Genomic DNA, 25,272 nt, shown 5'->3' with positions numbered 1-25,272 from the left:
CAAGTCACTCTCGCGGTGCCACGTCCGCGGAGGTGATTTGCTTTGCTTGATTTTGGGTTGATTGGCATAGCTCTAGGCGATCAACCAAAATATTGATACAAACCAGTAACGGCACACCGATCAATAGTCCCATTCCGCCCCAAAGCCAGCCCCAAAAAACAAGCCAAACAAAAATCACTAACGGGTTTAAGTTAAACCTTTTCCCCAATAGTGTTGGTGTAACAAACTGACTTTCAATCAAATTGAGCAGTAAATAGATAGACACCACCGTCAGCATAAAACTGACCGACTCCAACTGAAGATAAGCAACAAAGCCAAAGCTCACCATGGATATGACAGGGCCGAGGTACGGCGCAAAATTCATCACGCCTGCAAATGCGCCCCATAGAAATGGATCTTCAAGGCCTAGAACAAAAAACACGGCCCCGACACTCAACCCCAGCCCAGCATTCACTAAAGTGATGGTGCCAATGTATCGAGATAGGTCTTTCTGTAGCGCTTTGACCAACTCAATCGCTTGGCGCTGTTTGGCGAACCCATGTAAGTAAGACACTGACTTTCGAAATAAGCTTCGTCCATGATTGAGCATAAAGTAAACCATAAACAGCACGATCATCGCTTGTGTCAAAATCGTCGGCGTAGTGGTCGCGAGCGTTTTTACCAAAGAAAATACGGTGTTGTTCCCGACCTCATCCATACTCATATCGTTGGCGATATTCAATGGAGTATTAAGGTGATCAGCCGAAGCTTTAGTAACTTCGCTTACTTCTTGCGACACATTTTTCACGATACTGGGCAGCTCAGACCACCATTGCTTGGCGGGCTCCGACATGGCGGCAAGACCAATAATTGAGGCGCCAACGAGGAATGACAGCGTCAACACGACGGTAATAGCACGTGGTAAACCTTTGTCTTCAAGATAATTAATGAAAGGGCTGCACAGCAGAGAAATAAAGGTGCTAAGCACAATAGGTAACAATATTGGCTTGGCAAAATACAGCCCTGGGACGAGTAACAGGACGAGAAGCGTTGCACCAATCGCAGTGTTGGCAGGAATGTTCAATTTCGCTGTCATAATAAGCTCAGAATCGGTAAGAAAATTTTGCGGTGAAATCCGCTATTAGAGTGGTTCGCCCTCTGTCGTCGCAGCGTTGCTTACTTGTGTTGCTGCATTTCCATTTTGCTCCGCATCTGACTCATCCAGAGAAGCTGCCGCGACCGGCTTTGTGAGCGAATCGGTAATATCAGACACGCTGCTAACCAATAGCCCCATTGACGAAATAGAAGAAGTCAGTCGAGACAATCGACCTGCTTTTGCTGCGGTAACGGCAACGACAGCACTAATGCCTAATGTCGTCCAAGGGTTTTCTCTCACAAACTTCTTGGTGGTAAACGTGAACATTTCCATCGACAAACAACATTGCTCTAGAGATGCTTTACCTTCCATCCGCTTGATCCGCATGGCTCGATTGAGCTTTTGTAGCGAGCGCATCCCACCCCTCCTGTAATTGTTCTGTCGTATTTTTGAATCCAAGAAATCCAACTAAACGCTTCTGCCACCAGGCTAAAGCAAATAATGCCAAGCCTAATGATGTGATAAATACACCCACGGCAACATATACGTTGGCAGTTAACTGATAAGCCACCACCCCAGAGGCAAGGCACAAACTGAATACGAACAATACCGACAATAGGGTAAAAACAACGGTACACAGCAAAATCTGACGCACTGCGGACACGTTAACTTTCATCTCCAAGAGGAACAAATCCAACGTTGAACCTGACCATGCTTTTAGCGATTTCGTCAGTTGGTCCAATTGCGCAAGAATGCTGCTCAAACCATTAATGGTTTGTTGGATATCCTGTTCTTCTGCCCCATCAGGGGCTCGGCCGCTGTCTGAAGCCGCCGAGCCTGATTGCTGATTGGTAACTCGCCCTGAGTTATTCATGTGAAGCCTCGCCTTTCTGTTGTGTGGCTTAATCCTTGGTGACCACTATTATTTGATCAGCTTCGAAACCGCCCAACCAGCAAGGAAGGCACAGCCTATGCTCAGCAATGGGCGCTCCTTGATTACATTTTCTGCCGACTTAGTCGCCTGCTGAACTTGCTGTGCACCGACATCCAGCTTCTCTTTGGCTTGATCTTTCATCGCGCCAACGGCTTCCGTCGTGGCTTGTTCCGCTAAGTGATATGCTTCTTCTAACTGCTCTTGAGGTTTTACTGTGCTTTCTTTTGTAGTAGCCATAACTAGCCTCCATTAATGAGTTGAATAGTGAATCAAGTGAAACAATGTTTGACCTCACTTACTCCCTACAAAGCCATATCCATGCCAGAATTTTAAGCTGTTGTTTTTTATTGATTTTATTTTTATTTCGATAAAAAGCCGTATCTGTACGTGTAATTCTTTCCAGGCTTTCCCCGCCATTCTTGTAATTTTTTCTTAGCGCCTTACCGACTGTTAGCAATTTATTGCAAAACAAGACATTAAGTCACTGATTAATAAGACTTAAAACTCATTGGCATACAACCTGCAATTGAAGATGAACATCGTGTTTGTATTCCATACGCTCAAACACCCCTATCACCAGTAAATAAGGAGTGGCATATGAAAAATGAAAACATCGCCTCAATCATTGAGCTTATCGAAAGCGGAAATGAAATTTACAACAAGGCCATCGAGAACATCGACAACACTTCTTTGAATAATGTGTTGGTAGAACTGCTCAGAGTACGTGAGCGTGCAGTCATTGAGCTCACTCCCTACTCTCTAGCAAGTAACAATGAAGAATCTGCCGACGACACTCCGGTTTCCTACACCATCAAGGCGCGTGAGGTCTACAGCGACGTGATGAAGGAAGTGTCCTCTGACAAAGAGTCTATGTATTTAGAACAGCTTGAAGGTGTCGAAAGCAAGGTACTCAAAGAGATTGAGAATTTGATTACTTCCCACCCAGAGCAGGCGGATAACTCGGTTCTGCTGAAAGTTCGTAGCGATATAAAAAGCTGCAAAGAAAAACTCAGCAGCATCAGCCTTATTAGCTAAAACTTGGTGGTCGCCTTTGCAATAAAGCTCGGTATTGATCAAAGAAATGGCCAACTTGCTTTGGCCATTTCTGACAAGCCCACAGGCGCATTAACATAACCATCACGAGAAATGTCCCACGACAATAGTCATAAATAAAGAGGTCACTATGACATTGGATAACAATCGAGTAAGGGAGCTACTCGTAAAAATGACACACCATCGCCAAACGTGTTTGCCTCTCGTTAACCCGCAATCACATATGACACTCGCAAGAGCGGCATATCGATTCGTGAAAATAGAAAAAGTGATGATCAAAAAGATGGCGAAGCTGTTCTTCGATCAAGATGGTGAACAATTCATTGCAGAAAATGCCACCGAATACGGTGTTGCCGAGTTAGGCAATTACAAAGAAATGCATTTTATGAATAAATTACTGTTAGATGATTTAAAAGCCCTGCTTAGAGCCATTGACGACACCAACTTAACCGCACTTGTTTCTTATTGGTTAGCTGCTTTACAAGTTGAAAACGATGAAATTGAAAAGCACTTACCTCAGGGTGAGTAATTATACTCGCCCTTCTTTCTTTCACTTTGTTTAACCCTCATCCCCAATCAACCTAGTAAAAGGTGCAGATAGAAAAAAGCCGCTGCATCTACTACGCAGCGACCTTGATAGCCTTTTTACGACGCACACCAAATCATCAAACAACACAGAAAAAGCGCCATGTAGAATACGAAGCAAATGGCGCGTTATCCGCGGATTATCTGTGTTAAAGCGAAGCTGATTTACGTCTCTGGCTTGGAACAAATACGTTCAATGACTTTGGACGCAGCTTGATTGCCAGTTGCTCATCAGAATACAGTTCACCATCAATCACATACTCAATCGGTTTATTCGCAGAAATAGTGACGCTCTGAGCCGTCGCGTATTGAAAATGTGTCGATTCTTCCTGTGCGCCTACGCTCGTTAATGTCAGATCCGACAATGCGATAAGACGTCCGCCTAAAGACTCGGTGTTATCTAAATATGTGATATGCAGCTTGCCATCATCAGGCTGCGGCGCATCACCACCTTGGGCAAGCAACGTACTAAATGGAGCGATATTCGCAACGACAAAACTATGGACTTCAAGCGTTTGTGTATTATTGTCGTGGTTTCCATCTTCAGTTGGATCGTCTAACGAAACGGTTAAAGCTTGCGTTTCTTCCGCCACTACAGCATTAAAAAAGCCGGTGAGGTAAGCTAGTTGTCCAAAAACATTTTTCTCTTCTCGCTGAGCGTGCTCGATCATTTTCTGTTCTAGCCCAATGCCTAAGACCAATAAAATAAGCCGCTGATTACATTCCGCAGTATCAATACGTTGGCAGTGTCCGCCAAGCAACGCTTCACACGCTTTTTCGACCGGTGAGAATTTTGCGCCAACGCCATAGAGCACATGACATAACGCATTGGCAGTTCCGAGCGGAACAATACCGAGTTTTAGGTCGGTATCCACCAATTGGCTCGCCACCTCTGTTACTGTGCCATCGCCACCAGCTACGATGATTTGCTTAGCTCCATTTTCTTTTGCCTGTTGTGTTAGCTGCTCGGCGCTGAGGTTTGTGGTGGTTTGATGAATACTCAAGCGATATTTTTTGGTTAGTTCACGAATCAAGTGCTGTTCGTTTTCCTCCCATTTTCCGCCACCTGCAACAGGGTTAACCACCATCCAAGTGGATTGATCCAGCCCTAGCACGCCTTTTTCACTGATCGCTCGTAACGTTCTAATCTGTAATTTATTCAATCTCGCGGTACTGCGTACGTCATTGATTTTTTTCATCACGGATTCAACCGTCAGTGACGGGTCTTTGCTTAATAAATACGCCGCCACAACAAACACTGAACGACCACGCCCTAACGCACAATGCACAACCACTGCCCGCGAGCACGAGATTTGAGTATCAATCCAGTTAATCGCATGGCGCAGGCGCTCTAGCGTTGGGGCTTTGTGGTCGAGTACCGGAATCGAAAGGTAATGAAACTGCTTGTCGGTCATCGCGCTTTCAAGGCCTGCAAATTCTGCGGTGACATCGACAATACAAGAGATCTCATTGGATTCGAGAAAATCTAAGTCACTCTGAAACAAACGGCGAGATAGGTATAAATTGTCGCTGACTTTTTGGATTGGAGGTACAGTATCACGCCGTCTTTCCCAGGCGTTATACGCTCTAGCCCCCAATAAAAATGGGATGAATGCCCAGCGAATCCACCTGACAATCTTGCCATCTTGGTTTTTTCTAAAAATAGAGGGAATGTCGAATACGTAGGCTACGCTGACCAACGCTAAAGAAAGAGATATCCACAAGAACAGCAGACTAACGATAATTTGAGGCGTATAGATAGCGGCCAATAAACTGATCAGAGCGCCAAGAATATAATATTTGATGATAAACATTCGCTCTCCTTGCCTTCAGCGAGTGCACTTTTTAGTGGAAGTTAGAATACGCGGGGGATTGAGCTTGGATACATGAACTTGAGTAAACGCCTTGATTGAGTGCCTTCCCGTGCCGAAATGGCACGAAAAGGTCCAACACTCTACCTAGCTTGCCACCTCTTCAACATAACCATCCGCTAGTTTCATTTTCTGCTTATCGGTCATTACCTTGCCGGCTAACTGGAAGAAACGCTGCTCTTCTTCCTCAAGATGGTGCAACACTTTGTGACGTAAGGTTTTCATTAGGTTGAGCCACGCTGGCGAGCTCATATCGGTTGCATCAAGCTGTGCAATCACTTTATCAATTTCATGATGCTCTGCGATGCCATGGCGAGTGAGATCAATGGTCTTATCGCTATCTATTAAAGGCGCGTAGAAAAACCGCTCTTCTGCCGCTGCGTGCTGTTCGAGTTCCTCTTTAAGGTTGTGATAAAACTCTTCACGAGCGGGGGAATCTCCAGACGTTTCCATCAGAGCATCGAGTAAAAGGCGTTGCTTTTCATGACTCTCTTTCAGTACATCAAATATGTTTTTCATCTTTGACTCCTTATCTGATTGTAAACAATTGGGACAAAAGGAAGGGCGGTTATTGACCGCCCCTCTCTTACATAGCTATGCGTAAAAAACCTAACCTGATTCGGCTAACAGTCTTGGTCTTCAGCGTTTAGGTTTTCTTTAATGTTTTCACATTCATCTTCAATCGCATTTTGGGTTTCTTCGGCGGCTTCATCTATCTTTTTGCCGGCCTGTTCCATTGGCCCTTCTTCACTACAAGCTGCCAACGCAAACACCAAACCGAATACTGCGGCGATACGGTAAATAAATGACGTAAGTCGCATGGAATCTCCTATCTATTTACGTTTTTTCTTCCCAGCAGAACAATCACTATTGATACAATTAATGACAATAGGAATAGGTAAAATATCACTTGCGCGATAGAGGCAGCAGCTCCTGCAATACCAGTAAAGCCTAATAGTGCAGAAATTAGTGCCAGTGCCAGAAAAATAAACATCCAACGAACCATAGTGTTACCTCCTAATAAAAGTGGGTTAAATCACTCGGCTCGCTATTATTGAACCACTTCTAGCTTATCAATCACCTTATTTACGTCATTGGTGTTATTTGCAATTGAAATTGCAAGATCATGCTCCGCATCTGAATTAACTTGACCTGCCAACGTTACCGTTTTGCGTTCTGTCGTTACATCAATATCCGTACCACTCACATTGGTATCCATTAGTAGGCGCGTTTTAACTATAGTCGTGATTTTAGAATCGGTCAGTGTAGCTAAAGCTTCTGAATCAGTTTCTTTCTTGCCTTCATTCACTACTGACAATTCGTTGTTTACTTTTTTCACACCATCAAGACCAGTAACAAGCTCTTCGGCAAGTGATTTTTCAAGATCATTGTTTACCGAACCAGAAAGGGTAACGACCTGATTCTCAACATCGGTATTGATATCAAAAGAGTTGAGATTGCTGTTTAGCAGTAGTGTGGTTTCAGCTTTACCATCTAGCCAAGCGTCCATGGATTCTTTTTCCCATTTATCACTCGCTAAGACTGCTGTAGATGAAGTAGCAAGAACTGACGTAAGTACAATTTTAGCTGCGATGTTATTCATGGTAATTCTCCTTTATTGACGTTGCACTTCCCTAGGAGCAAACCACGTGCCAACTTTATAACTCATTGTTTTTAAGTGACTAATAAAGGAAAGAGGTAAAAATGAGATGAGCAATAAAGTATAAGCATGAATTATTTACACGTAAAAAATGTAATTTTTAATCGGTGATAAAGCCTCCGTCACTTGTGCCTAAATAACCTGATAAAACAGAAAGGCTATTTCTCCAGAATCAATTAATAGCAAAATTATTATTTTAAAAATAAAAATCTGAACAAAAGGAAATATCTACTGATGGCTCTCACCGATATATATCAAAAAGGGGCTAATAACATAAAAATACCGAACAAATCCTTAAATCTATGCTGACAATATTTTGTCTTGTGAAGTGAGAATAATCCACGTACATTGTTTCTGTCATAGTAAAGAGGACATTTCTATGTCGATGCCAAGCCTGTTTCTAAGAATACAAGATCCATCACTTAAAAATGCCATCGCTTCTTGCCAGGAACTGAACAAATTTCGTCTGCATGACATCGATGCCGCAGACCAATGGATTGAAGATTTCCTACAACTCAAACCGGAAGTTGCGATTGTTGAAGTCGCCCACTTTACTAGTGCAGATTATCAACGTCTTTCTAATATCGAAGACATCTACGATATGGACTTGATCATCATTAGCTCAGGCGCTCCAAACGAGAACTTGGATAAGCTGATGAACTTGGGTGCTATTTTTCACTACAGAAAGCCCGTTGATATTGCCATTCTGACGGACACCCTGAGCGAAGTCAGCCAGTACTATCAACACAAACAAGATCAAGGGCGTAAAGTGTCCACCAGCGATCTTGACCAATTTGGTCTTTTGGTCGGCTCTTCCTCTCCGATGCATCAGCTCTATCGTATGATCAGGCGCGTTGCTAAAACAGAAGCCAACGTCCTTATTGTCGGTGAAAGTGGATCAGGCAAAGAACTGGTGGCGCAGACCATCCACTTAGCGAGTGAGCGTAAACAACAGCCCTTTATAGCGATTAACTGTGGTGCCATTAGCCCTGAATTGGTTGATAGTGAACTGTTTGGCCATGAGAAAGGCGCTTTTACCGGAGCAAATAAAACTCACCAAGGTGTATTTAAGCAGGCAGAGGGCGGCACCCTATTTTTAGATGAAATCACCGAGATGCCTATCGAGCATCAAGTGAAGCTATTGCGGGTGCTAGAAACCGGAGAGTATCGCCCAGTTGGCAGTAATACGGTTCATATCGCTAATACTCGCATCATTGCTGCTACAAACCGTGATCCTAAAATCGCCATTGAGGAGCAGTTCCTGCGTGAAGATCTGTTTTTCCGCTTATCGCATTTCCCATTAACGATACCGCCACTGCGAGAACGAGGCGGTGATATCGTAGGTCTGGCCAAGCACTTTATTGCGCACCGCAACGCCAATGAGGCAAAAACCAAAACGATTCTTGACTCTGCGATCCAAAAAATCGCTGCACACGACTGGCCAGGTAATGTCCGTGAGCTCAAACACACGATCGAGCGTGCATTCATTTTGGCTGATGACACCATCCGAGATGAACATCTTATCTTCGACACACCACCATTGGAAACAGGCACCAGCATCGAAGACCTTGTTCCGGCGGGCGTTTCGCTAGAAGAGCTAGAAAAAGCCGCCATTCTCAATACCCTTGAAGAGAATCAAGGCAATAAAACGGAATCAGCGCAGGAGTTAGGCATTAGCGTGAAAACGCTCTATAACAAACTCGAAAAGTATCAAGACGAGTAACTCGCTATGGGAGTACAAAAAGAGCACTGAATTTTATTCAGTGCTCTTTTTGTATCTTATCTTTTATGCAGTTAGGCTGCGTTTGGTGTTTGATTAAACCCACTGCCCCGCAACAAAGCCGCTCGACCAGCACCACTGAAAATTGTAGCCCCCTAGCCAACCAGTCACATCCATCACTTCACCAATAAAATAAAGCCCTTTAATGTCTTTGCATTCCATGGTTTTCGAGGATAAGTGATCAGTATCGACACCGCCGAGTGTCACTTCCGCAGTTCGGTAGCCTTCAGTGCCATTCGGGGCGATATCCCAATGCTCTAGACGCTCCACAATCGCCGCAAGCTCCTTTTGATTGAACTGTTTTAGCGGTTTATCGACTAGCTCTTTACGTTCAATTAAGACTTCAACCAGACGCTTAGGCAGCACTTTGGCAAGCGTATTCTTGAGTGACTGATTTGGATGCTTCTCACGACTGCGTTCTAATAACTCAGCAACATCATCGTTTGGCACAAGATTGATCAACACCTTTTGTCCGGCCCGCCAGAATGAAGAAATCTGTAACACTGCTGGACCAGATAACCCACGATGTGTGAAGAGCAGGGCTTCTTTGAACATGGTGCCATCTTCAGCCGTAATTTCCGCAGGTACCGCGATACCAGATAACTCAGCAAAGTCTTCTTTGTCTTCTTTATGCAGAGTAAATGGTACAAGCCCTGCCGTGGTTGGAATAACTCGAAGACCAAATTGTTCCGCGACTTTATAACCAAATGGTGTCGCTCCCAGTTTTGGCATCGACAAGCCACCTGTTGCGATAACTAAAGACTCACATTCGACAATCTCAGTACCAGCATGCAAACGAAAGCCTTCATCAATTTTTTCAATCGAATGAACATCGCATTGGTAACGCTGCTCGATGTTCGGCATGTCACACTCAGCTAACAACATCTTCACGATATCTTTGGCCGTAAATGCATCGACACAAAACAACTGACCGTGATCACGCTCTTCGAACTCAATGCCATGTTTACACACCATCGAGATGAAATCCCAGTTAGTGTATTGGGAGAGCGCCGACTTAACAAAGTGCGGGTTTTGACACAAATAGTGATTAGCTGAAACGTCGTAGTTAGTGAAGTTACAACGACCACCGCCCGAGATAAGGATTTTACGTCCTGGCTTTTTAGCATGATCGAGCACCAAAACACGGCGGCCTCGCTTGCCTGCTTCTGCAGCACACATTAAACCTGCTGCGCCTGCGCCAATTACAACAACATCAAATTTCTTACTCATCGGTAGCTCTTAGACTGATTGGTATCGAATCAAAATAAAAAAGGATGTGCACATTGCACATCCTTGCTTTCTAGGCGCGACATTCTACCGACAAATACCGAAAGGGAAAAGCGCTTAAACTCTAAGCGCTCTGTATGTCCGCAAAATCTCAGACAGAACAACTTCTGGATTATTGACTCTTAGAGAATGAAGGCCGCAAGTAGCGTCACGCCGAGCAACGCGGTCGATAGAACAAACAATTCACGCACTCTTTCACACTTACCAGTAAAAATTTCATCGTGGTGATGATGATATTCTTTACTTTTAATGTAGTGATACAACCTCACCTGCTTGGTGACATTTCCATGAGTAGTAAAAAAACCATTACCATCAACTTGCTGATATAACAGCGGATGCGCTTCACGCATGATATAAATTAGAGAACGAAGAGCGGTGAGATACCGGACCATATTAACTCCAGTTACCACCATTAGCGCAAATAAGATTGTGTCTCCACTGATCATCTTTTCCTCCCTACATCTTCAACAATGCTCAAGAGAAAAAGACGATCAACACTTCGTCTTTACCCGCTACTTACAACGTCCCAAAACGCGTTTACGCAGCTGGAGCATCCATGATTGAAGATGAACCTTCTTTCGCCATTTGTGCTAGATCTTTGTCAATGAAGAACAACGCTTTACCGTCTTCACCTACCAGTTCGATCTTATCTAAAATCCCTTTAAACAACTTCTCTTCTTCGTGCTGTTCTGACACGTACCACTGTAGGAAGTTAAACGTTGAGTAGTCTTGGCTAGTAAATGCAACGTGCGCCAGTTTGTTGATTTTTTCCGTGATCATTTGCTCATGTTCAAATGTCTCGCGGAAAACGTCACCTAGGCTCGCAAAGTCATGCTTTGGCGCATCAATAGCGCCTAAGATTGGCATTGAGCCAGTTTCACTCACGTAAGTGAATAGGCGTTGCATGTGCTCCATTTCTTCTACGGCGTGAGCGCGTAAAAATTCAGCCGCACCTTCAAAACCTTTGTCTTCACACCAAGCACTCATTTGTAAGTATAGATTGGATGAGAAAAATTCTAGGTTAATTTGCTCATTCAATTGTTCGACCATAGTTTGAGACAGCATGTTAACTCCTATTATTGTGCATGCAATATACCCAAGTAACCTCGAAATAAATGACGCTGCGAGAATAGCTTGGTCTGGCAGACACGGCGAAGTTTCACTTCAACTCTAGTCAGTAACACTACGCTTATTTCAGCATATCAAAGTCACTTGGGTATAACGCCACTATAACATGATTACTGAGACAAGACTTTGTACCTACGGCACCGATATGAGATCACTTCAGCAAATTTTTTTTGGGGTTGGTGCTAATCTAAAACTATGACCTTACAAGGAGATAGCAATATGAGTTACAAACACATACTTGTGGCAGTCGACCTTTCAGACGACAGTAAAGTGTTGATTAAGAAAGCCGTATCACTGGCTAAACCTCTGGATGCGAAAGTCTCTTTTATTCACATCGACGTGAACTACGCAGAACTCTACACCGGGCTTATCGATATCAATATGGCAGAAGCGCAACATCAAGCAATGGAAGCATCGCGCACACAATTGGCAAACTTCGCAGAATATGCGCAATACCCAATTGCCCATACTTTAGTCGGTAGTGGCGATTTGAGTAATGAGCTGTGCGATACCATTCAAGACTACAGCATTGATTTGGTGGTTTGTGGTCATCACCAAGATTTCTGGAGCAAGATTCTATCTTCGACTCGACAGCTGATTAACTGCTCACCAGTCGATATGCTGGTCGTACCGCTAAAAGACTGATTGGCGCAACGATAAAACTTGGTTAGACTGCGGGCACATTTGTTGTTGATAAAGATTCTCATCCATGGCTTATCTATCCGCAGTTACCCTACTTTGGGCATTCTCATTTAGCCTGATCGGCGTTTACCTCGCCGGTCAGGTTGATTCTTGGTTCTCGGTGTTCATGCGCGTGGCACTGGCGAGTTTGGTTTTCATTCCCTTTTTGAAATTCCGTGGCGTTAGCAAATCCCTAATCGCGAAACTGATGACCGTCGGTGGCTTCCAGCTCGGCTTGATGTATTGCTTCTACTACCAATCTTTTTTGCTCCTTTCCGTGCCAGAAGTATTGCTGTTCACCGTATTCACACCCATTTACGTCACGCTAATCTATGACTTCTTGAAAGGTCGCTTTTCACCTTGGTACTTAGTTACCGCTGCAATAGCCGTATTTGGTGCCGCCTGGATTAAATTTGCAGGCATTAATGAAGATTTCCTACTGGGCTTTTTGGTCGTACAAGGAGCAAACCTCTGCTTTGCCATCGGTCAGGTGGGCTACAAATATATCATGGAGAGTGAACCCGTCGATTTGCCACAACACACCGTGTTTGGCTACTTCTACTTAGGTGCACTTTGTGTAGCAACCGTGGCTTTCGCGCTCATGGGTAACCTCGACAAACTACCAACCACTACAACGCAATGGGGCATTCTGACATACCTTGGGTTGATTGCTTCTGGTTTTGGTTACTTTGCTTGGAACAAAGGCGCGACTATGGTGAACGCAGGTGCACTGGCAGTAATGAACAATGCATTGGTTCCGGCGGGCTTGATTGTAAACATTGTGATTTGGAACCGCGATGTTGATGTCATGCGACTCGCCATTGGCGGTGCGATCATCATGCTATCCCTATGGATTAACGAAACCTGGGTGAAAAAGCGCGTCGAAATGAGCTACGCCAATAAGTAACGCCATCGCTACTAACAAATATTCCAGCAATAAAAAACGCTCTCCGACTGGAGAGCGTTTTTTGTTTGATTAATGCACTTTGGCTTGTGAGATTGCGTTTATCAAAGCATTAGGTGGCGTTGGCAGCAACACTTCTAGTTTCGCATTGCGCGCTTCAAGCTTGCGCTGACGCTTAAGTAACTTTTGTTGTTTTTTCGCCACTTTTAGCAACTTCTTTTGCTGCTTATAGTGCTTTTTCAGTGTTTTTTTCGCTTTCTTGAGCGATTTTTTATCCGCTAAATCAAACCATACTGGTGCGTCGGCTCTTACTGGCTCCGGAGATTTTTCGGCTTGTTTTTTCTCTTTCACACGCTCAACAACACGCCTCACAATCGCGGCTTTTTCGTTGCTTTGTTTAGTGATCACTGGAATCGCTTGTGCTGGCAGAGCTTCAACCAATAAGCCACATGCTTGTTGCTCACTCAATGGCTTGTCTTGGCATTTTTGTGGAGGAATTGCGGCTGGCTTACAAAGGGTATCTTTGGCCGATGAAGAGCGTGCGCAAGAACGACAAACGAATTTTGGTGCGACAACTAAACGATGGATATCACCAAGTTCTGCCGCGATCTGTTTGCGACTCATTTTACATAAACGTTTAGCCATTCTACTACTCCAGCTTCCCAGTTATCGACCGCATCACAACAAGTGAAATAATAATAATTCTTAGTTAGATATACAGTCAGGGAAGGGAATTAGCAAGAGAAAACTATCAATAGAGACTAGGAAAGAGAGGCTGAGTCACAGCACGACACACCGTACTGTGACAAGAAAAGTTGAGCCGTCAGGAAGTTATGCCATCGATGCTTTAACGTAGACATCGAAGCGATTTTTTTTCGTTTCAATCGCCATGGTCGGTTTTTTCTCGTTCAGCCAGTTAGCATAGTCTGGGCGTTTAACTACTACACGCTTTGTGGCTAACGCCATGGCTGGTTCTAGCAGACCATCGGCGTCCAAATCGGCGCCAACCAACGATTGGAAAACGCGCATTTCTTTTTTTACGAGCGCCGACTTCTTTTTATTTTCTGGGTGCGGATACATCGGGTCAAGATACACCACATCTGGCTGGACAAAGTCTTTATCTTGCGCCAATTGTTCCAGCGCATCATGGCTAGAAGCATGGATTAGCGACATGCGCTCAGATACCCAGGTGCCGATTTCTGGGTCTTGTTTCGCTCGATCCAAGCCATCATCTAACAAAGCCGCTACGACTGGATGACGCTCGACCATCTGCACTTTACAACCTAGCGAGGCGAGCACAAACGCATCACGACCAAGACCTGCCGTGCCGTCTAACACGGTTGGCGTTGCCCCTTTGTTCAACCCCGCAGCTTTCGCAATTGCCTGGCCTTTACCACCACCGAACTTGCGACGATGACCGACCGCACCACCAATCAAATCCACAAAGATTGCACCCAGCTTTGGCTCATCCACTTTACGTAGCTCCAAACGCTCGGTGGTTAGCACCAAAGCAAAATCGCTATCGTCAGTGTGTGAAAGCTGCCAACGCGCAGCGAGTTCATCAAGATGAGATTGTTGAGACGGGTTTTCACAGATCAATTGCAGTTGCAAAAGGAGGCTCCAATAAAAATCGAGGTAACTGGCGCTGAGTGTATACCTAAGTTACCTATTAATGCTAGGTTGAGCTTGCTACGCAGAGGTTATACAGCCGTCAGTTGCTCCACTAGCTCAGAAAGCGGCTTAGGATGGCCAATACCGTAGCCTTGGCCGTAGTCCACACCGAGGTCTATCAAATGCTGCATGACCTGGTCATTTTCGACAAACTCCGCCACCGTCACTTTACCTAGTTGCTTCGCCAAGTCATTGATTGAACGAACCATCACGCGGTCCATTTCATTTACGTTGATATCTTGCACGAAAAGACCATCAATTTTCACGATATCGACAGGAAGTTTCTTTAAGTAACCAAATGAAGACAATCCAGATCCGAAATCATCCAATGCAATCATACAACCCAAAGCCTTTAGCTTGGTAAACAGCTCAATGGCTTGATCCAGATTGCTCATCGCCGCTGTCTCGGTGATTTCTAAGCAGATTTTTTCACACGGCAGAGTCGAACTTTCCAATCGCTCCAATAAGAAGTCAATAAACTCTTGATTCCCCATAGATTGACCTGAAAGGTTTATCGAACAGCGACCAAGCTGTTCAACCACCTCAGGACGCTGTTCAAACCACTCTAGTGTTTGAGTAATAACCTGCTTATCAATCCAATGGGCAATGTTGTAACGCTCGGAAGCAGGGATAAACAGCGCAGGAGAAACATAATCACCGTACCCATTGCGAATACGCACCAAAATCTCAAAATACATTTGAGTCTCGTGCTTTTGTAAGCTTTTTATCGGTTGAGCAAACAGTTCTAAACGTTGATTCGACAATGCCTCATGCACCAAATTGACGCTCTGCATTTCCATCTGACGACGCTGCAACTCTTCGTTATCTAAGCTGAATAGATTATAGCGGTTACGGCCTTGCTCTTTAGCGGCGTGACAAGCAGAGTCTGCTTGAGCATGCACCATTTGTGGCGTATCAGCGGTATGATCGATGATACGGATACCAATTGAGCAACTGATGAACAGGCGTGTGTCTTCCCAAATAAAGAGGTGTTCGCTTAGTGTCGAGATGATCAGTTTGGCAATATTGATGGCGCCATATTCGTCACAGTCTTTGAGTAACACCGCAAACTCATCGCCTCCCATTCGAGCCAAGATGGAATTGTACGGCAGAACGCCTTCCAGCATACTGGCGCAGAATTGAATCGCCGCATCACCTGCATCATGCCCAACCGTATCATTGAGGACTTTTAGTTGATCTAAGTCGAGGTACAACATGGCGTGGACTCGACGATGGCTGTCCACTTCGCACAGTGCGGTCTTAAGCTCTAGTTCAAAATGGTTTCTGTTGTAAGTCCCCGTCAGTAAGTCATAGCGAGCTTGGTATTCCAATTTCTCGGAAAGCAGTTTGGTTTCGGTAATATCTTCGCCCACAATCAGTAGTTGCTCAGATTCACTCAGCGGACGAATATTCTCGCGCACCCAAACACGATGACCATTTGCATGACGATACTCGACTTCACGTCGCCAAACACCATGCACTTGCTGGTTGGGTTGCAATAACACTTGGCGAGGGAACAGCACTTTGTCATCAAAATAGAACTCCCTCAGGCGATGTCCGAGCATGTCCATCGGTTTGTAGCCAAGAAGTAGTTGAGCAAATCGATTCACTTCTTGAATTCGGTTATTACTATCAAGCGTCACCATCATCACGGGCTGCTGCTCGTAATAGTTGCGTAGGGTTGACTCACGTTGGTAAAGCTTGTCCTCCATCAATTTACGACTGGTAATATCGCGCGCTTCAAACAAGTATTGCTTATGATTCCCTACTTGCTGAGAAAAAGGCTTGAGCGAAACTTCTAACACCAATGCGCCGTGTTCTTTACTCCAAATTTCAGCTTCAAACGTCGACACTTGATGGTGAGGCGCGTGGAAATACTCCTCAAGCAACGCTTGTGCTTTTTCACTCCAGTTGGGGTGAAACCAAAGTGGTCGGTCTAAACGCAGTCCTTGGTGATAAAGTAAGGATTGAAGGTGATCGTTGCCCGATTTAAGCACACCGTTGGCATCCAAAATGCCCATATACTGCATGCTCTGATCGAAAATCGATTCTAGAATAGCCTGGCTTTCTCGCGCAGCGCTCTCACTTCGACGCATCCGTTGTAAATAATAACCCATCAGCAAAATGACCACCGACATCACCACAAACAGGCTACCAAACAGGCGAATTTCCTTGGCAAAACGTTCAGAAAGCTTCATTGGCTTATTAAAAAATACCGCAGAAACCTCTTGTTCAGCCCCCAATCCCCAACGCGCTACCGCTTGGTAATCGAGCTTTATTTCAGAATCACTTTTTTTCACCGCAGGCAGAGGCTGATCAGGGTTATCCAAAACGAACTCAAGCATCTCTGCGCTCTCAATACCATGCCGATAACCACTTTGAATAACCCCTCCAACTGCGCCATGACCCAAACCAATGTCATGCACCATAAACAGCGGCGCGTTTGAGACTTTGTTGACACCAACCCAGTCACGCTCGCTGCCAACCATACCTTGTTTATCTCGGTAATAGGTCCAGAACAAGACGACTTTATCGGAACTCAGTTTTGCGACTTGTTGTTTTAGATCGATGATGCTGTCTGGGACAAGTTGTACGATTTTGTCTCGATATTGCGGGAACTTGAGGACAAAATTGTCGATTTGATAACGCAACACCTCACCGGTCACCGAGTGGTCACTGACGATGAGAACTTGTGTGTAGTTCGGATGTAAGCGCTCAATAAGAGCGAGATTCGCTTCCAAATCGACATCTTCCATGACTCCGGTTGCATTCAGAGAACGATGTAAAGAAGGATGGTAGTTATTAATGCCGTTAAATATAACTGGGGTGTCTTTGATGATTGGGGCTAAACGCTGCATGAGTTCAAGCGCATTGTTATCGCTCACTAAAATGGCATCGAATCGCTCTTTGCGTAATTTCGTAAGATACAAGGATTTTAGTTGTGCAAAAAACTGCTCACTCTGGTTACGTTTCGAGTCTAGATAGAGCACACGCATGTCCAGCGCTCGATCGCCCAGCTGTTGCTCGATGCCTCGCTGTATGGAGTCCGTCCAGAAAAAACCCTGATGATAGGAGTGCACGACCAACACCTTCGGATCTGAGGCCGTAGCAAACGCGCTCCAACATAGCGCGGCAATAACCAGAAAACGCTGCACATTCTCTCCATAGCTCGGAGTTAACCCGCAGTTACTCCTGCCAAACCTTGTGAATCCTATCCGCTATGAGTATAAAAGGGAGGTAAAACTCTATCCCTAACGGAAATCATAGTATGAATGCGAGCCTGCCGAAACTCGACGACCTTGACCGCGCAATATTAAAAACACTGATGGCTGACGCCAGAACGCCCTACGCAGAAATGGCAAAGCAGTTCGATGTCAGCCCTGCCACTATCCATGTGCGTATCGAGAAGATGAAGTCGGCGGACATCATCGAAGGAACGGAGGTGATCATCAATACTAAAAAGCTTGGCTACGATGTGTGCTGCTTTATTGGTATTAACCTCAATGCAGCTCGTGATTACCACTCCGCGTTAGAAAAACTCAACGCGCTCGACGAAGTCGTTGAAGCTTACTACACCACGGGCGCGTATAACATATTCGTCAAATTGATGTGCAAATCGATTGAAGAGCTGCAATTTGTACTGATCGACAAGCTGCAAGCCATTGATGAGGTTCAGTCCACGGAGACATTGATATCGTTGCAGAACCCGATCAACCGAAACGTAAATCCGTAAAATTTTTTATAAAAACTGTACAAAAAAGGCCAACCGAACGGTTGGCCTTGATGTTTTTTGCTCAATTTACGCCGCAATACCCGAATGGCGCAACAGTGCATCGATTTGTGGCTCGCGGCCACGGAAGCGCTTAAACAGCTCCATTGGCTCTTCACTGCCCCCCATTTCTAGGATGTTGTTCAGGAAGCTTAGACCCGTCTCTTTGTTGAAGATGCCTTCTTCTTCAAAGCGAGAATACGCGTCTGACGACAGCACTTCAGCCCACAGGTAGCTGTAGTAACCCGCACTGTAGCCACCAGCAAAAATATGGCCGAAGCTGTGTGAGAAACGCGCCCACTCAACCGCAGGAACTACCGCGACTTTCTCTTTCACTTTCGCCAGAGTTTCCAGTACACGCGCACCCACTTCAGGGTCATATTCGGTGTGAAGCGTGAAGTCGAACAAGCCGAATTCTAGCTGACGCAAAATACCCATCGCAGATTGGAAGTTTTTCGCTGCGAGCATTTTGTCTAGCATCGCTTTAGGTAACGGCTCACCTGTCTCATAGTGACCAGAAATGAACGCCAGCGCATCCTCTTCCCAACACCAGTTTTCTAGGAACTGACTTGGTAGCTCAACCGCATCCCAAGGCACGCCATTAATACCTGAAACAGCACCTGTATCAACTTGCGTCAACATGTGGTGGATTCCATGACCAAACTCATGGAATAGCGTCACGACTTCATCGTGCGTGAACAGTGCTGGTTTGTCGCCCACTGGACGGTTGAAGTTACACGTTAGATACGCAACCGGCGTTTGCAGCTCGCCAGATAGCGTAACGCGACGACCACGACAATCATCCATCCACGCGCCGCCACGTTTGTGTTCACGAGCGTAGAGATCTAGGTAGAAACTGCCACGGAGTGTGCCTTCAGCATCAAAGATATCGAAAAAGCGCACGGACTCATGCCAAGTGTCTACGCCTTCGCGCTCAGTAACGGTCATGCCAAACACGCGGTTTAGCACTTCAAACAGACCGCTCACGACTTTTGACTCTGGGAAGTATGGGCGCAGTTCTTCATCCGAAATTTGGAACAGGTGCTGCTTTTGTTTCTCGCTGTAGTAAGCGATATCCCAAACGTTCAGCTCTTCAACACCAAACTCACTTTTCGCAAACTGACGTAACTCTTCGACTTCACGTTCACCTTGCGGTTTCGCTCGTGTCGCTAGGTCATTCAGGAAGCCCAGCACTTGATCCGGCGTTTCAGCCATCTTTGTTGCTAACGACTTTTCACTGTAAGTATTGAAACCTAGCATACGTGAAATTTCATGGCGCAGTTTTAGCTGCTCAGTAATGATTTCTGAGTTATCCCATTTGCCTGCGTTTGGACCTCGATCAGAAGCGCGCGTCACGTACGCTTCGTACACTTCTTTACGCAACTCTTGGTTATCGCAGTACGTCATGACAGGTAGGTAAGATGGGATATCTAGCGTAATGAGGTAACCATCTAACTCTTTTACTTCTGCGGCAGCTTTCGCTGCTGCCAGCGCCGATTCTGGCATACCTGCTAGGTCTTTCTCGTCTGTGATGTGCTTGGTCCAACCCATGGTGGCATCCAGCACATTGTTAGAGAATTTAGAGCTCAGCTCAGACATACGTTTGCTGATCTCGCCGTAACGGTGCTGCTCATCGGATGGCAAACCAATGCCTGATAACTCGAAATCACGCAGTGCATCAGTGATGGTTTTCTGCTGGGCACGAGTTAACGTTGCAAATTCTTCGCTCGCTTTGATGGTTTTGTACGCTTCGTACAACCCTTTGTGCTGACCAACCCAAGTGCCGTACTCTGACAAAATTGGTAGGCAACTTTCGTAAGCTTCACGTAGCTCTTCGCTGTTCACTACCGAGTTCATGTGACCCACTGGCGACCAGATGCGGCTTAAGCGATCATCCGCTTCTTCAATTGGCGCAATCACACTGTCCCAAGTTGGATGAGCGTTGTCTTGTAGAACTTCATCGATTTTTGCTCGGCAGTCAGCAATCGCTTGCTCAACGGCAGGCTTGATGTGTTCTGGTTTAATTTGAGAAAACGGAGGTAGGTCCGTAAACGTCAGAAGAGGATTAGACATGAATAATTCCTTTTGTGTTTTGACTCTGTGATTGCCTGTCTATTTTGTGTAGATAGGCCAACTCAATGTACAGACGAGCCAGCAACATGGATTGGGGGAGCTCCGTTCCCTTTCTCTATGCCGCGATGACCATCATATAGTCAACCAGCGCTACTCTGTCCTTGAGTCTTGTTATACCTAAATGAAATTTCACACCCTTTTGAGTGCGAGAAACTCACCTAGTTCAATTCGATTACCAATAGTAAGTGTGGGTGACTTAAAGAAATTTCAATAGCGTCCCCTTATCAGAGGAACAGATTTGATTGGAAGTTCTACATCTTTAAGTTACTTGAGTATAATACCGCCATAGAGTGAAAATCACAGACCACACTCAACCAAAGAGTGTTTCGAGAGTTTAATTTGTTAAGTTACCGCCACAGCTTCCACGCTGGCAACCATGCCGACGTGGTCAAACACATCGTTCAAAGCCTCATTCTTGATGCGCTGAAACAAAAAGATAAGCCATTCGTTTATCACGATACCCACTCGGGTGTGGGCCGTTACGATCTGACTCACGAATGGTCTGAAAAAACGGGCGAATACAAACAAGGCATCGCACGTATTTGGGATAACCCAAGCATTCCCGAAGACATCAAAAGCTACATCGATGCCATTAAAGTGCTCAACAATGGCGAGAAGCTGCGTTACTACCCAGGCTCACCACGTGTGGCGCGCGCGCAAATCCGCCCACAAGATCGCATGGTGCTGACCGAGTTGCACCCGGCCGATCACCCATTGTTAGAGCAAGAATTCCATCGTGATCGCCAAGTGAGCATCTTCAAAGAAGACGGATTCCAACGCCTCAAAGCAAGCTTACCGCCACAAGAACGTCGTGGTTTGGTGCTGATTGACCCACCATACGAACTCGCGAAAGAGTACCGCGATGTGGTGCGAGCGATTCATCAGAGCCATAAACGTTGGGCAACCGGTATCTACGCGATTTGGTACCCAGTGGTAAACCGTCACGACATCGAAGATATGATCGAAGGCTTGGAAGCACTGGGCATTCGTAAAATTCTGCAAATCGAGTTAGGTGTTGCACCAGATACCAACGAGCGCGGCATGACGGCATCCGGCATGATTGTGATTAACCCGCCATGGAAACTGGAAAGCCAGATGAAAGAGATTCTGCCATTCCTGCAAGACGCGATCGCACCAGCAACTGGCCACTGGAAAGTGGACTGGATTGTGCCAGAGTAAGCACTTCAGTACTGATATCTTCAAGCGCAACGATATTCTCGTTGCGCTTTTTTATGCTCTCACCTTCTCCCTCCAATCGTGCTTATTCTTCTTTTTGTGCCTCTCATCGCTATTTGTCATAAGTATTGTCGCTTTTTCCCATTTAGGAATTAGTCGAATTCGATTTATGATAGTGGGATAACGGTGGCATTGAGTTCGGGCAAGGTCATCCCAATCTATCTATGTACCAGATAAAATTTATAAGCTCTTGGAGAAAGTAATGGCGACTCATTTTGACTATATCTGTATCGGTGGCGGCAGTGGCGGCATCGCATCTGCAAACCGTGCGGCGATGTACGGCGCGAAAGTTGCGCTAATCGAAGCTCAAGACCTTGGCGGTACCTGTGTAAACGTAGGTTGTGTACCGAAAAAAGTGATGTGGCATGGCGCGCAAATCGCAGAAGCAATGAACCTGTACGCAGAAGATTACGGTTTTGATGTCGACGTGAAAGGTTTCGACTGGAGCAAACTGGTTGAGAGCCGTCAGGCATACATCGGTCGTATTCACCAATCTTACGATCGCGTTCTTGGCAACAACAAAGTAAACGTGATTAAAGGCTTTGCTAAGTTTGTTGACGAAAAAACTGTCGAAGTAAACGGTGAACACTACACAGCAGATCACATCCTGATCGCGGTTGGTGGTCGTCCTACTATTCCAAACATTCCAGGCGCTGAATACGGCATCGATTCAAACGGCTTCTTCGACCTAGCAGAGCAACCAAAACGCGTTGCGGTTGTGGGTGCTGGCTACATCGCAGTTGAAATTGCTGGCGTACTGCACGCGCTAGGTACAGAAACGCACCTGTTCGTACGTAAAGAGTCACCACTACGTAGCTTCGATCCAATGATCATCGATACGTTGGTTGAAGTAATGGACGCAGAAGGTCCAAAACTGCACACCCACTCTGTACCAAAAGAAGTGGTAAAAGAAGCCGATGGCAGCCTAACTCTGCACCTAGAAAACGGTGAAAGCCAAAACGTTGACCAACTGATTTGGGCAATCGGTCGTCACCCAGCGACAGACGCAATCAACCTAGCGTCAACCGGCGTGGCAACGAACGAAAAAGGCTACATTAAGGTGGACGAATACCAAGAAACCAACGTGAAAGGCATCTACTGCGTGGGTGACATCATGGAAGGCGGTATCGAGCTAACGCCAGTAGCAGTTAAAGCGGGTCGTCAACTTTCTGAGCGTTTGTTCAACAACAAACCAAACGCGAAGATGGACTACGATTTGGTACCAACTGTGGTATTTAGCCACCCACCAATCGGCACTATCGGTCTTACAACGCAAGAAGCAGAAGAGAAGTACGGCAAAGACAACATCAAAGTTTACACGTCTGGCTTTACGGCGATGTACACCGCTGTTACTAAGCACCGTCAACCATGTAAGATGAAGCTTGTATGTGCGGGCGAAGAAGAAACGGTTGTTGGTCTGCACGGCATCGGTTTCACGGTAGATGAAATGATCCAAGGCTTCGGCGTAGCAATGAAGATGGGCGCAACCAAAGCAGACTTCGACTCTGTTGTGGCTATCCACCCGACGGGCTCAGAAGAGTTCGTAACGATGCGTTAATTGCGCTGAAATCGCATTGCTGATTTCAGCGAATCATTTGAAAAGGTCACCTTAGGGTGACCTTTTTTTGTTAGCCCATGCTTAACTCGCATTCTCCAATAACGTGCGAATAAACTCGGCTTTGATAGCACTCTCCTGCTTACCGTCATGAATCAGGCATAAGTCTGCACGCAGTGATTCTTTCAGCTTGATAAAACGAATCCCATGCCAATGATGCTGAGAAAACGTCGACGGCACCAACGTCACGGTATTGCTGTTTGCTACATACGCCATCAAGGTGCTTGGCTCCACCACTTGTTTGCCAATATGGGGTGAAAAGCCTTCTTGCAGACAGGCATTGATGATGAAGTTTGCCGAGGCTGAATTCGCCAAACTCATAAACGCAAACTCACACGTCTTTAAATCTTGGAGCCGCAGCAAAGATTTGCTGGCTAACTCATGTTGCTCCGACACCGCCACCACAAACACATCTTTGCCCAAAGACACCGACTGATACGGATAAATGTTGAGTGCATCGGCAAAACGTACAATGCCCACGTCGATTTTCTTCTCACTCAGATGCTTCTTTTGCGTCTCTGGGTTAAGGTCAAAAATGTCGGCGTGATAAGTGCTATGCTCAGCATGGAAGCGCTGTAACAAACGATCAAATCCGCCCCAAAATGCGCTACTTACCACACCAACTCGCAGGATATTTCTCTGGTTCAACCCCACTTGCTGCACTTGATTGAGCGAGACATCCAAGGTCTGAAAAATCAGTTGGCATTTGGACTCCAACAATCGCCCGGCCTCCGTCAGCATGACATTTCTTGAATCGCGCTCAAACAGTTTGACGTTAAGCACCTCTTCCAACTCTTTGATGCGATTGCTCAACGGCGAATTGGTGATATTGAGGTTCTCGGCCGCCTTAGTGAAATGCTTGGTTTGTGCGACCTCGTAAAAGTAACGCAGCATCTTCAGCGTCACGCGCTCAAATGGTTCTGACTTCATGCATTGAGTCCTAGCGAATTTCATCATCCTCTTTTTAAGGATGATAGTAGCGAATAAAGCAAAGATAACCAGCGCAGAAAGTCACACAATGGAATCAACACACAACCAGAAGGTGACTAACATGAATCACGATCCAGTAATCGGCGCGCTACAAACCATTCGCGAACGCAAACCAAACTTCCAACCTAAAGCGGCGTTTATTTTAGGCTCTGGCTTAGGCGTATTGGCAGACGAGCTACAAGACAAAGTGGTCATTCCATACGAAGAGCTCGAAGGCTTTCCGGTTAGCACCGTGCAAGGCCACTCTGGTGAGTTGGTACTTGGCACCATGGGCGGCGTAGACGTAGTGTGCATGAAAGGTCGCGGTCACTACTACGAACACGGCTCAATGAAGGTCATGACCACGCCCGTGCGCACCTTTAAAAAGCTGGGCTGTGAGTTTTTACTCGTCACCAACGCAGCAGGCTCACTTCGCCCTGAACGCATTGATGTCGGTTCTCTGGTGGTATTTCATGATCACATTAATACCATGCCTGAATCGCCAATGATCGGTCCGAATGATGAAGAGTACGGCCCGAGGTTCTTCAGCCTCGCCAATGCGTACGACAAAGACCTACGCGCAGAAGCGTTTGAAGTCGGCAAAGCCAATGGCATTCACCTCAATGAAGGTGTGTTTGTCTCTTACACAGGCCCCAACTTTGAGACCGCAGCCGAAATCCGCATGATGCAAATCATCGGTGGTGATGTGGTGGGCATGTCGGTCGTGCCAGAAGTGATTTCTGCGGCGCATTGCGGCTTACCCGTATTGGCAGTGTGTGCGATCACCAACATGGCAGAAGGCTTGGGAGATGTAGAACTGTCTCACGCCCAAACATTGAAGTGCGCGAAGCTAGCCGAAGCCGATTTCATTCGCTTTATTAAGCGCTTTATGAAGCATCACTTCTAAAGCTGTTTCATTCC

General features: G+C 45.9%; 26 protein-coding genes. 9 read left to right on the top strand and 17 right to left on the bottom strand.

Going from position 1 to position 25,272, the window contains the following annotated elements; translation table 11 throughout:
* Positions 1-4 precede the first annotated feature (4 nt).
* Genes R8O10_RS00295 through R8O10_RS00280 form a run of 4 tightly spaced genes read right to left on the bottom strand, consistent with a single transcriptional unit; the run spans position 5 to position 2,246 of the window.
* The gene (locus R8O10_RS00295) at positions 5-1,075 is read right to left on the bottom strand and encodes an AI-2E family transporter (RefSeq protein ID WP_005379202.1); all 1,071 of its coding nucleotides are present in this window, start codon (positions 1,073-1,075) and stop codon (positions 5-7) included.
* Between the two features lie 45 nt (positions 1,076-1,120).
* Complete coding sequence (locus R8O10_RS00290) at positions 1,121-1,447, bottom strand: hypothetical protein (protein ID WP_005379200.1); 327 nt, start codon at positions 1,445-1,447, stop codon at positions 1,121-1,123.
* Positions 1,437-1,949: a phage holin family protein gene (locus R8O10_RS00285; protein ID WP_318146090.1), complete on the bottom strand. Its 513-nt coding sequence runs from the start codon at positions 1,947-1,949 to the stop codon at positions 1,437-1,439. The genes R8O10_RS00290 and R8O10_RS00285 overlap by 11 nt, the downstream gene beginning before the upstream one ends.
* A gap of 48 nt (positions 1,950-1,997) precedes the next feature.
* Entirely contained in the window at positions 1,998-2,246 is a 249-nt protein-coding gene (locus R8O10_RS00280) for a hypothetical protein (protein WP_005379196.1), read from the bottom strand.
* A gap of 360 nt (positions 2,247-2,606) precedes the next feature.
* On the opposite strand from R8O10_RS00280, the gene R8O10_RS00275 reads away from it, so the two are divergent.
* Positions 2,607-3,044 carry a DUF2383 domain-containing protein gene (locus R8O10_RS00275; RefSeq protein WP_005379194.1) on the top strand — a complete coding sequence of 146 codons (438 nt, stop codon included), beginning with the start codon at positions 2,607-2,609 and terminating at the stop codon, positions 3,042-3,044.
* A gap of 148 nt (positions 3,045-3,192) precedes the next feature.
* Positions 3,193-3,591: a hypothetical protein gene (locus tag R8O10_RS00270; protein WP_005379193.1), complete on the top strand. Its 399-nt coding sequence runs from the start codon at positions 3,193-3,195 to the stop codon at positions 3,589-3,591.
* A 205-nt stretch (positions 3,592-3,796) separates the two neighbouring features.
* Here R8O10_RS00270 and R8O10_RS00265 read toward each other — a convergent pair whose 3' ends face one another.
* The 5 genes from R8O10_RS00265 to R8O10_RS00245 form a co-directional block, all read right to left on the bottom strand.
* Positions 3,797-5,461 (bottom strand): diacylglycerol kinase family protein, encoded by a 1,665-nt coding sequence (locus R8O10_RS00265; RefSeq protein WP_042522591.1) that lies wholly within the window; start codon positions 5,459-5,461, stop codon positions 3,797-3,799.
* A gap of 144 nt (positions 5,462-5,605) precedes the next feature.
* A complete protein-coding gene (locus R8O10_RS00260; protein WP_042522590.1) occupies positions 5,606-6,037 on the bottom strand; it encodes a hemerythrin domain-containing protein in 432 nt (143 codons plus the stop codon).
* A gap of 104 nt (positions 6,038-6,141) precedes the next feature.
* Positions 6,142-6,339 (bottom strand): hypothetical protein, encoded by a 198-nt coding sequence (locus tag R8O10_RS00255; protein ID WP_005379178.1) that lies wholly within the window; start codon positions 6,337-6,339, stop codon positions 6,142-6,144.
* Positions 6,340-6,347: 8 nt separating this feature from the next.
* A complete protein-coding gene (locus R8O10_RS00250; protein ID WP_005379177.1) occupies positions 6,348-6,524 on the bottom strand; it encodes a DUF1328 family protein in 177 nt (58 codons plus the stop codon).
* A 45-nt stretch (positions 6,525-6,569) separates the two neighbouring features.
* Complete coding sequence (locus R8O10_RS00245) at positions 6,570-7,121, bottom strand: BON domain-containing protein (protein WP_042522589.1); 552 nt, start codon at positions 7,119-7,121, stop codon at positions 6,570-6,572.
* A 436-nt stretch (positions 7,122-7,557) separates the two neighbouring features.
* On the opposite strand from R8O10_RS00245, the gene R8O10_RS00240 reads away from it, so the two are divergent.
* Positions 7,558-8,901: a sigma-54 interaction domain-containing protein gene (locus R8O10_RS00240; RefSeq protein WP_005382945.1), complete on the top strand. Its 1,344-nt coding sequence runs from the start codon at positions 7,558-7,560 to the stop codon at positions 8,899-8,901.
* A 93-nt stretch (positions 8,902-8,994) separates the two neighbouring features.
* Here the strand turns inward: R8O10_RS00240 and R8O10_RS00235 are convergent, their stop codons facing one another.
* The 3 genes from R8O10_RS00235 to ftnA all read right to left on the bottom strand — a co-directional run bounded on the left by R8O10_RS00235 (position 8,995) and on the right by ftnA (position 11,310).
* Complete coding sequence (locus tag R8O10_RS00235; RefSeq protein ID WP_005382944.1) at positions 8,995-10,188, bottom strand: NAD(P)/FAD-dependent oxidoreductase; 1,194 nt, start codon at positions 10,186-10,188, stop codon at positions 8,995-8,997.
* Positions 10,189-10,367: 179 nt separating this feature from the next.
* Positions 10,368-10,691, bottom strand: coding sequence for a universal stress protein UspB (gene uspB / locus R8O10_RS00230; protein WP_005379169.1), 324 nt, complete (start codon positions 10,689-10,691; stop codon positions 10,368-10,370).
* Positions 10,692-10,782: 91 nt separating this feature from the next.
* Positions 10,783-11,310: a non-heme ferritin gene (gene ftnA, locus R8O10_RS00225; RefSeq protein WP_005379167.1), complete on the bottom strand. Its 528-nt coding sequence runs from the start codon at positions 11,308-11,310 to the stop codon at positions 10,783-10,785.
* A 282-nt stretch (positions 11,311-11,592) separates the two neighbouring features.
* On the opposite strand from ftnA, the gene uspA reads away from it, so the two are divergent.
* Together uspA and R8O10_RS00215 are read left to right on the top strand one after the other, a co-directional pair.
* On the top strand, positions 11,593-12,018 hold the full coding sequence (uspA, locus tag R8O10_RS00220; RefSeq protein WP_005379165.1) for a universal stress protein UspA: 426 nt from the start codon (positions 11,593-11,595) through the stop codon (positions 12,016-12,018).
* Between the two features lie 64 nt (positions 12,019-12,082).
* The gene (locus R8O10_RS00215; protein ID WP_025768287.1) at positions 12,083-12,961 is read left to right on the top strand and encodes a carboxylate/amino acid/amine transporter; all 879 of its coding nucleotides are present in this window, start codon (positions 12,083-12,085) and stop codon (positions 12,959-12,961) included.
* Between the two features lie 69 nt (positions 12,962-13,030).
* On the opposite strand, the gene R8O10_RS00210 is transcribed toward R8O10_RS00215, so the two are convergent.
* The 3 genes from R8O10_RS00210 to R8O10_RS00200 form a co-directional block, all read right to left on the bottom strand.
* Positions 13,031-13,603 (bottom strand): hypothetical protein, encoded by a 573-nt coding sequence (locus tag R8O10_RS00210; RefSeq protein ID WP_171343024.1) that lies wholly within the window; start codon positions 13,601-13,603, stop codon positions 13,031-13,033.
* A 186-nt stretch (positions 13,604-13,789) separates the two neighbouring features.
* Entirely contained in the window at positions 13,790-14,569 is a 780-nt protein-coding gene (locus R8O10_RS00205) for a class I SAM-dependent methyltransferase (protein WP_005379162.1), read from the bottom strand.
* Positions 14,570-14,658: 89 nt separating this feature from the next.
* Positions 14,659-17,784: an EAL domain-containing protein gene (locus tag R8O10_RS00200; protein WP_318146091.1), complete on the bottom strand. Its 3,126-nt coding sequence runs from the start codon at positions 17,782-17,784 to the stop codon at positions 14,659-14,661.
* 113 nt (positions 17,785-17,897) lie between these two features.
* Here R8O10_RS00200 and asnC point away from each other — a divergent pair, with 113 nt between their 5' ends.
* Positions 17,898-18,362: a transcriptional regulator AsnC gene (gene asnC / locus R8O10_RS00195; RefSeq protein WP_005389595.1), complete on the top strand. Its 465-nt coding sequence runs from the start codon at positions 17,898-17,900 to the stop codon at positions 18,360-18,362.
* 66 nt (positions 18,363-18,428) lie between these two features.
* On the opposite strand, the gene prlC is transcribed toward asnC, so the two are convergent.
* Positions 18,429-20,471 (bottom strand): oligopeptidase A, encoded by a 2,043-nt coding sequence (gene prlC, locus R8O10_RS00190; RefSeq protein WP_318146092.1) that lies wholly within the window; start codon positions 20,469-20,471, stop codon positions 18,429-18,431.
* Positions 20,472-20,870: 399 nt separating this feature from the next.
* Between prlC and R8O10_RS00185 the strand changes: the two genes are divergently transcribed.
* Positions 20,871-21,710 carry a 23S rRNA (adenine(2030)-N(6))-methyltransferase RlmJ gene (locus tag R8O10_RS00185; RefSeq protein ID WP_005379158.1) on the top strand — a complete coding sequence of 280 codons (840 nt, stop codon included), beginning with the start codon at positions 20,871-20,873 and terminating at the stop codon, positions 21,708-21,710.
* Positions 21,711-21,969: 259 nt separating this feature from the next.
* Positions 21,970-23,325: a glutathione-disulfide reductase gene (gorA, locus tag R8O10_RS00180; protein ID WP_005379157.1), complete on the top strand. Its 1,356-nt coding sequence runs from the start codon at positions 21,970-21,972 to the stop codon at positions 23,323-23,325.
* 81 nt (positions 23,326-23,406) lie between these two features.
* Here gorA and R8O10_RS00175 read toward each other — a convergent pair whose 3' ends face one another.
* Entirely contained in the window at positions 23,407-24,312 is a 906-nt protein-coding gene (locus R8O10_RS00175) for a LysR family transcriptional regulator (RefSeq protein ID WP_062730780.1), read from the bottom strand.
* Positions 24,313-24,433: 121 nt separating this feature from the next.
* On the opposite strand from R8O10_RS00175, the gene xapA reads away from it, so the two are divergent.
* Positions 24,434-25,258 carry a xanthosine phosphorylase gene (gene xapA / locus R8O10_RS00170; RefSeq protein ID WP_005379149.1) on the top strand — a complete coding sequence of 275 codons (825 nt, stop codon included), beginning with the start codon at positions 24,434-24,436 and terminating at the stop codon, positions 25,256-25,258.
* The last annotated feature ends 14 nt before the right edge of the window (positions 25,259-25,272 follow it).

Origin of the sequence: Vibrio sp. 1727 (assembly GCF_033344415.1) — a bacterium.
GTDB lineage: Bacteria > Pseudomonadota > Gammaproteobacteria > Enterobacterales > Vibrionaceae > Vibrio > Vibrio alginolyticus.
This window is presented reverse-complemented; position numbering and strand designations above follow the sequence as displayed.

Excerpts from the sequence above, each read along its gene's own strand:
- asnC (WP_005389595.1), top strand. The coding sequence starts at position 17,898 with ATGAATGCGAGCCTGCCGAAACTCGACGACCTTGACCGCGCAATATTA.
- R8O10_RS00235 (WP_005382944.1), bottom strand. The coding sequence starts at position 10,188 with ATGAGTAAGAAATTTGATGTTGTTGTAATTGGCGCAGGCGCAGCAGGT.
- xapA (WP_005379149.1), top strand. The coding sequence starts at position 24,434 with ATGAATCACGATCCAGTAATCGGCGCGCTACAAACCATTCGCGAACGC.
- R8O10_RS00215 (WP_025768287.1), top strand. The coding sequence starts at position 12,083 with ATGGCTTATCTATCCGCAGTTACCCTACTTTGGGCATTCTCATTTAGC.
- R8O10_RS00290 (WP_005379200.1), bottom strand. The coding sequence starts at position 1,447 with ATGGAAGGTAAAGCATCTCTAGAGCAATGTTGTTTGTCGATGGAAATG.
- R8O10_RS00285 (WP_318146090.1), bottom strand. The coding sequence starts at position 1,949 with ATGAATAACTCAGGGCGAGTTACCAATCAGCAATCAGGCTCGGCGGCT.
- uspA (WP_005379165.1), top strand. The coding sequence starts at position 11,593 with ATGAGTTACAAACACATACTTGTGGCAGTCGACCTTTCAGACGACAGT.
- prlC (WP_318146092.1), bottom strand. The coding sequence starts at position 20,471 with ATGTCTAATCCTCTTCTGACGTTTACGGACCTACCTCCGTTTTCTCAA.
- R8O10_RS00175 (WP_062730780.1), bottom strand. The coding sequence starts at position 24,312 with ATGAAGTCAGAACCATTTGAGCGCGTGACGCTGAAGATGCTGCGTTAC.
- R8O10_RS00295 (WP_005379202.1), bottom strand. The coding sequence starts at position 1,075 with ATGACAGCGAAATTGAACATTCCTGCCAACACTGCGATTGGTGCAACG.
- gorA (WP_005379157.1), top strand. The coding sequence starts at position 21,970 with ATGGCGACTCATTTTGACTATATCTGTATCGGTGGCGGCAGTGGCGGC.
- R8O10_RS00275 (WP_005379194.1), top strand. The coding sequence starts at position 2,607 with ATGAAAAATGAAAACATCGCCTCAATCATTGAGCTTATCGAAAGCGGA.
- R8O10_RS00255 (WP_005379178.1), bottom strand. The coding sequence starts at position 6,339 with ATGCGACTTACGTCATTTATTTACCGTATCGCCGCAGTATTCGGTTTG.
- R8O10_RS00260 (WP_042522590.1), bottom strand. The coding sequence starts at position 6,037 with ATGAAAAACATATTTGATGTACTGAAAGAGAGTCATGAAAAGCAACGC.
- R8O10_RS00245 (WP_042522589.1), bottom strand. The coding sequence starts at position 7,121 with ATGAATAACATCGCAGCTAAAATTGTACTTACGTCAGTTCTTGCTACT.
- R8O10_RS00270 (WP_005379193.1), top strand. The coding sequence starts at position 3,193 with ATGACATTGGATAACAATCGAGTAAGGGAGCTACTCGTAAAAATGACA.
- R8O10_RS00240 (WP_005382945.1), top strand. The coding sequence starts at position 7,558 with ATGTCGATGCCAAGCCTGTTTCTAAGAATACAAGATCCATCACTTAAA.
- R8O10_RS00250 (WP_005379177.1), bottom strand. The coding sequence starts at position 6,524 with ATGGTTCGTTGGATGTTTATTTTTCTGGCACTGGCACTAATTTCTGCA.
- R8O10_RS00265 (WP_042522591.1), bottom strand. The coding sequence starts at position 5,461 with ATGTTTATCATCAAATATTATATTCTTGGCGCTCTGATCAGTTTATTG.
- uspB (WP_005379169.1), bottom strand. The coding sequence starts at position 10,691 with ATGATCAGTGGAGACACAATCTTATTTGCGCTAATGGTGGTAACTGGA.
- R8O10_RS00210 (WP_171343024.1), bottom strand. The coding sequence starts at position 13,603 with ATGGCTAAACGTTTATGTAAAATGAGTCGCAAACAGATCGCGGCAGAA.
- ftnA (WP_005379167.1), bottom strand. The coding sequence starts at position 11,310 with ATGCTGTCTCAAACTATGGTCGAACAATTGAATGAGCAAATTAACCTA.
- R8O10_RS00280 (WP_005379196.1), bottom strand. The coding sequence starts at position 2,246 with ATGGCTACTACAAAAGAAAGCACAGTAAAACCTCAAGAGCAGTTAGAA.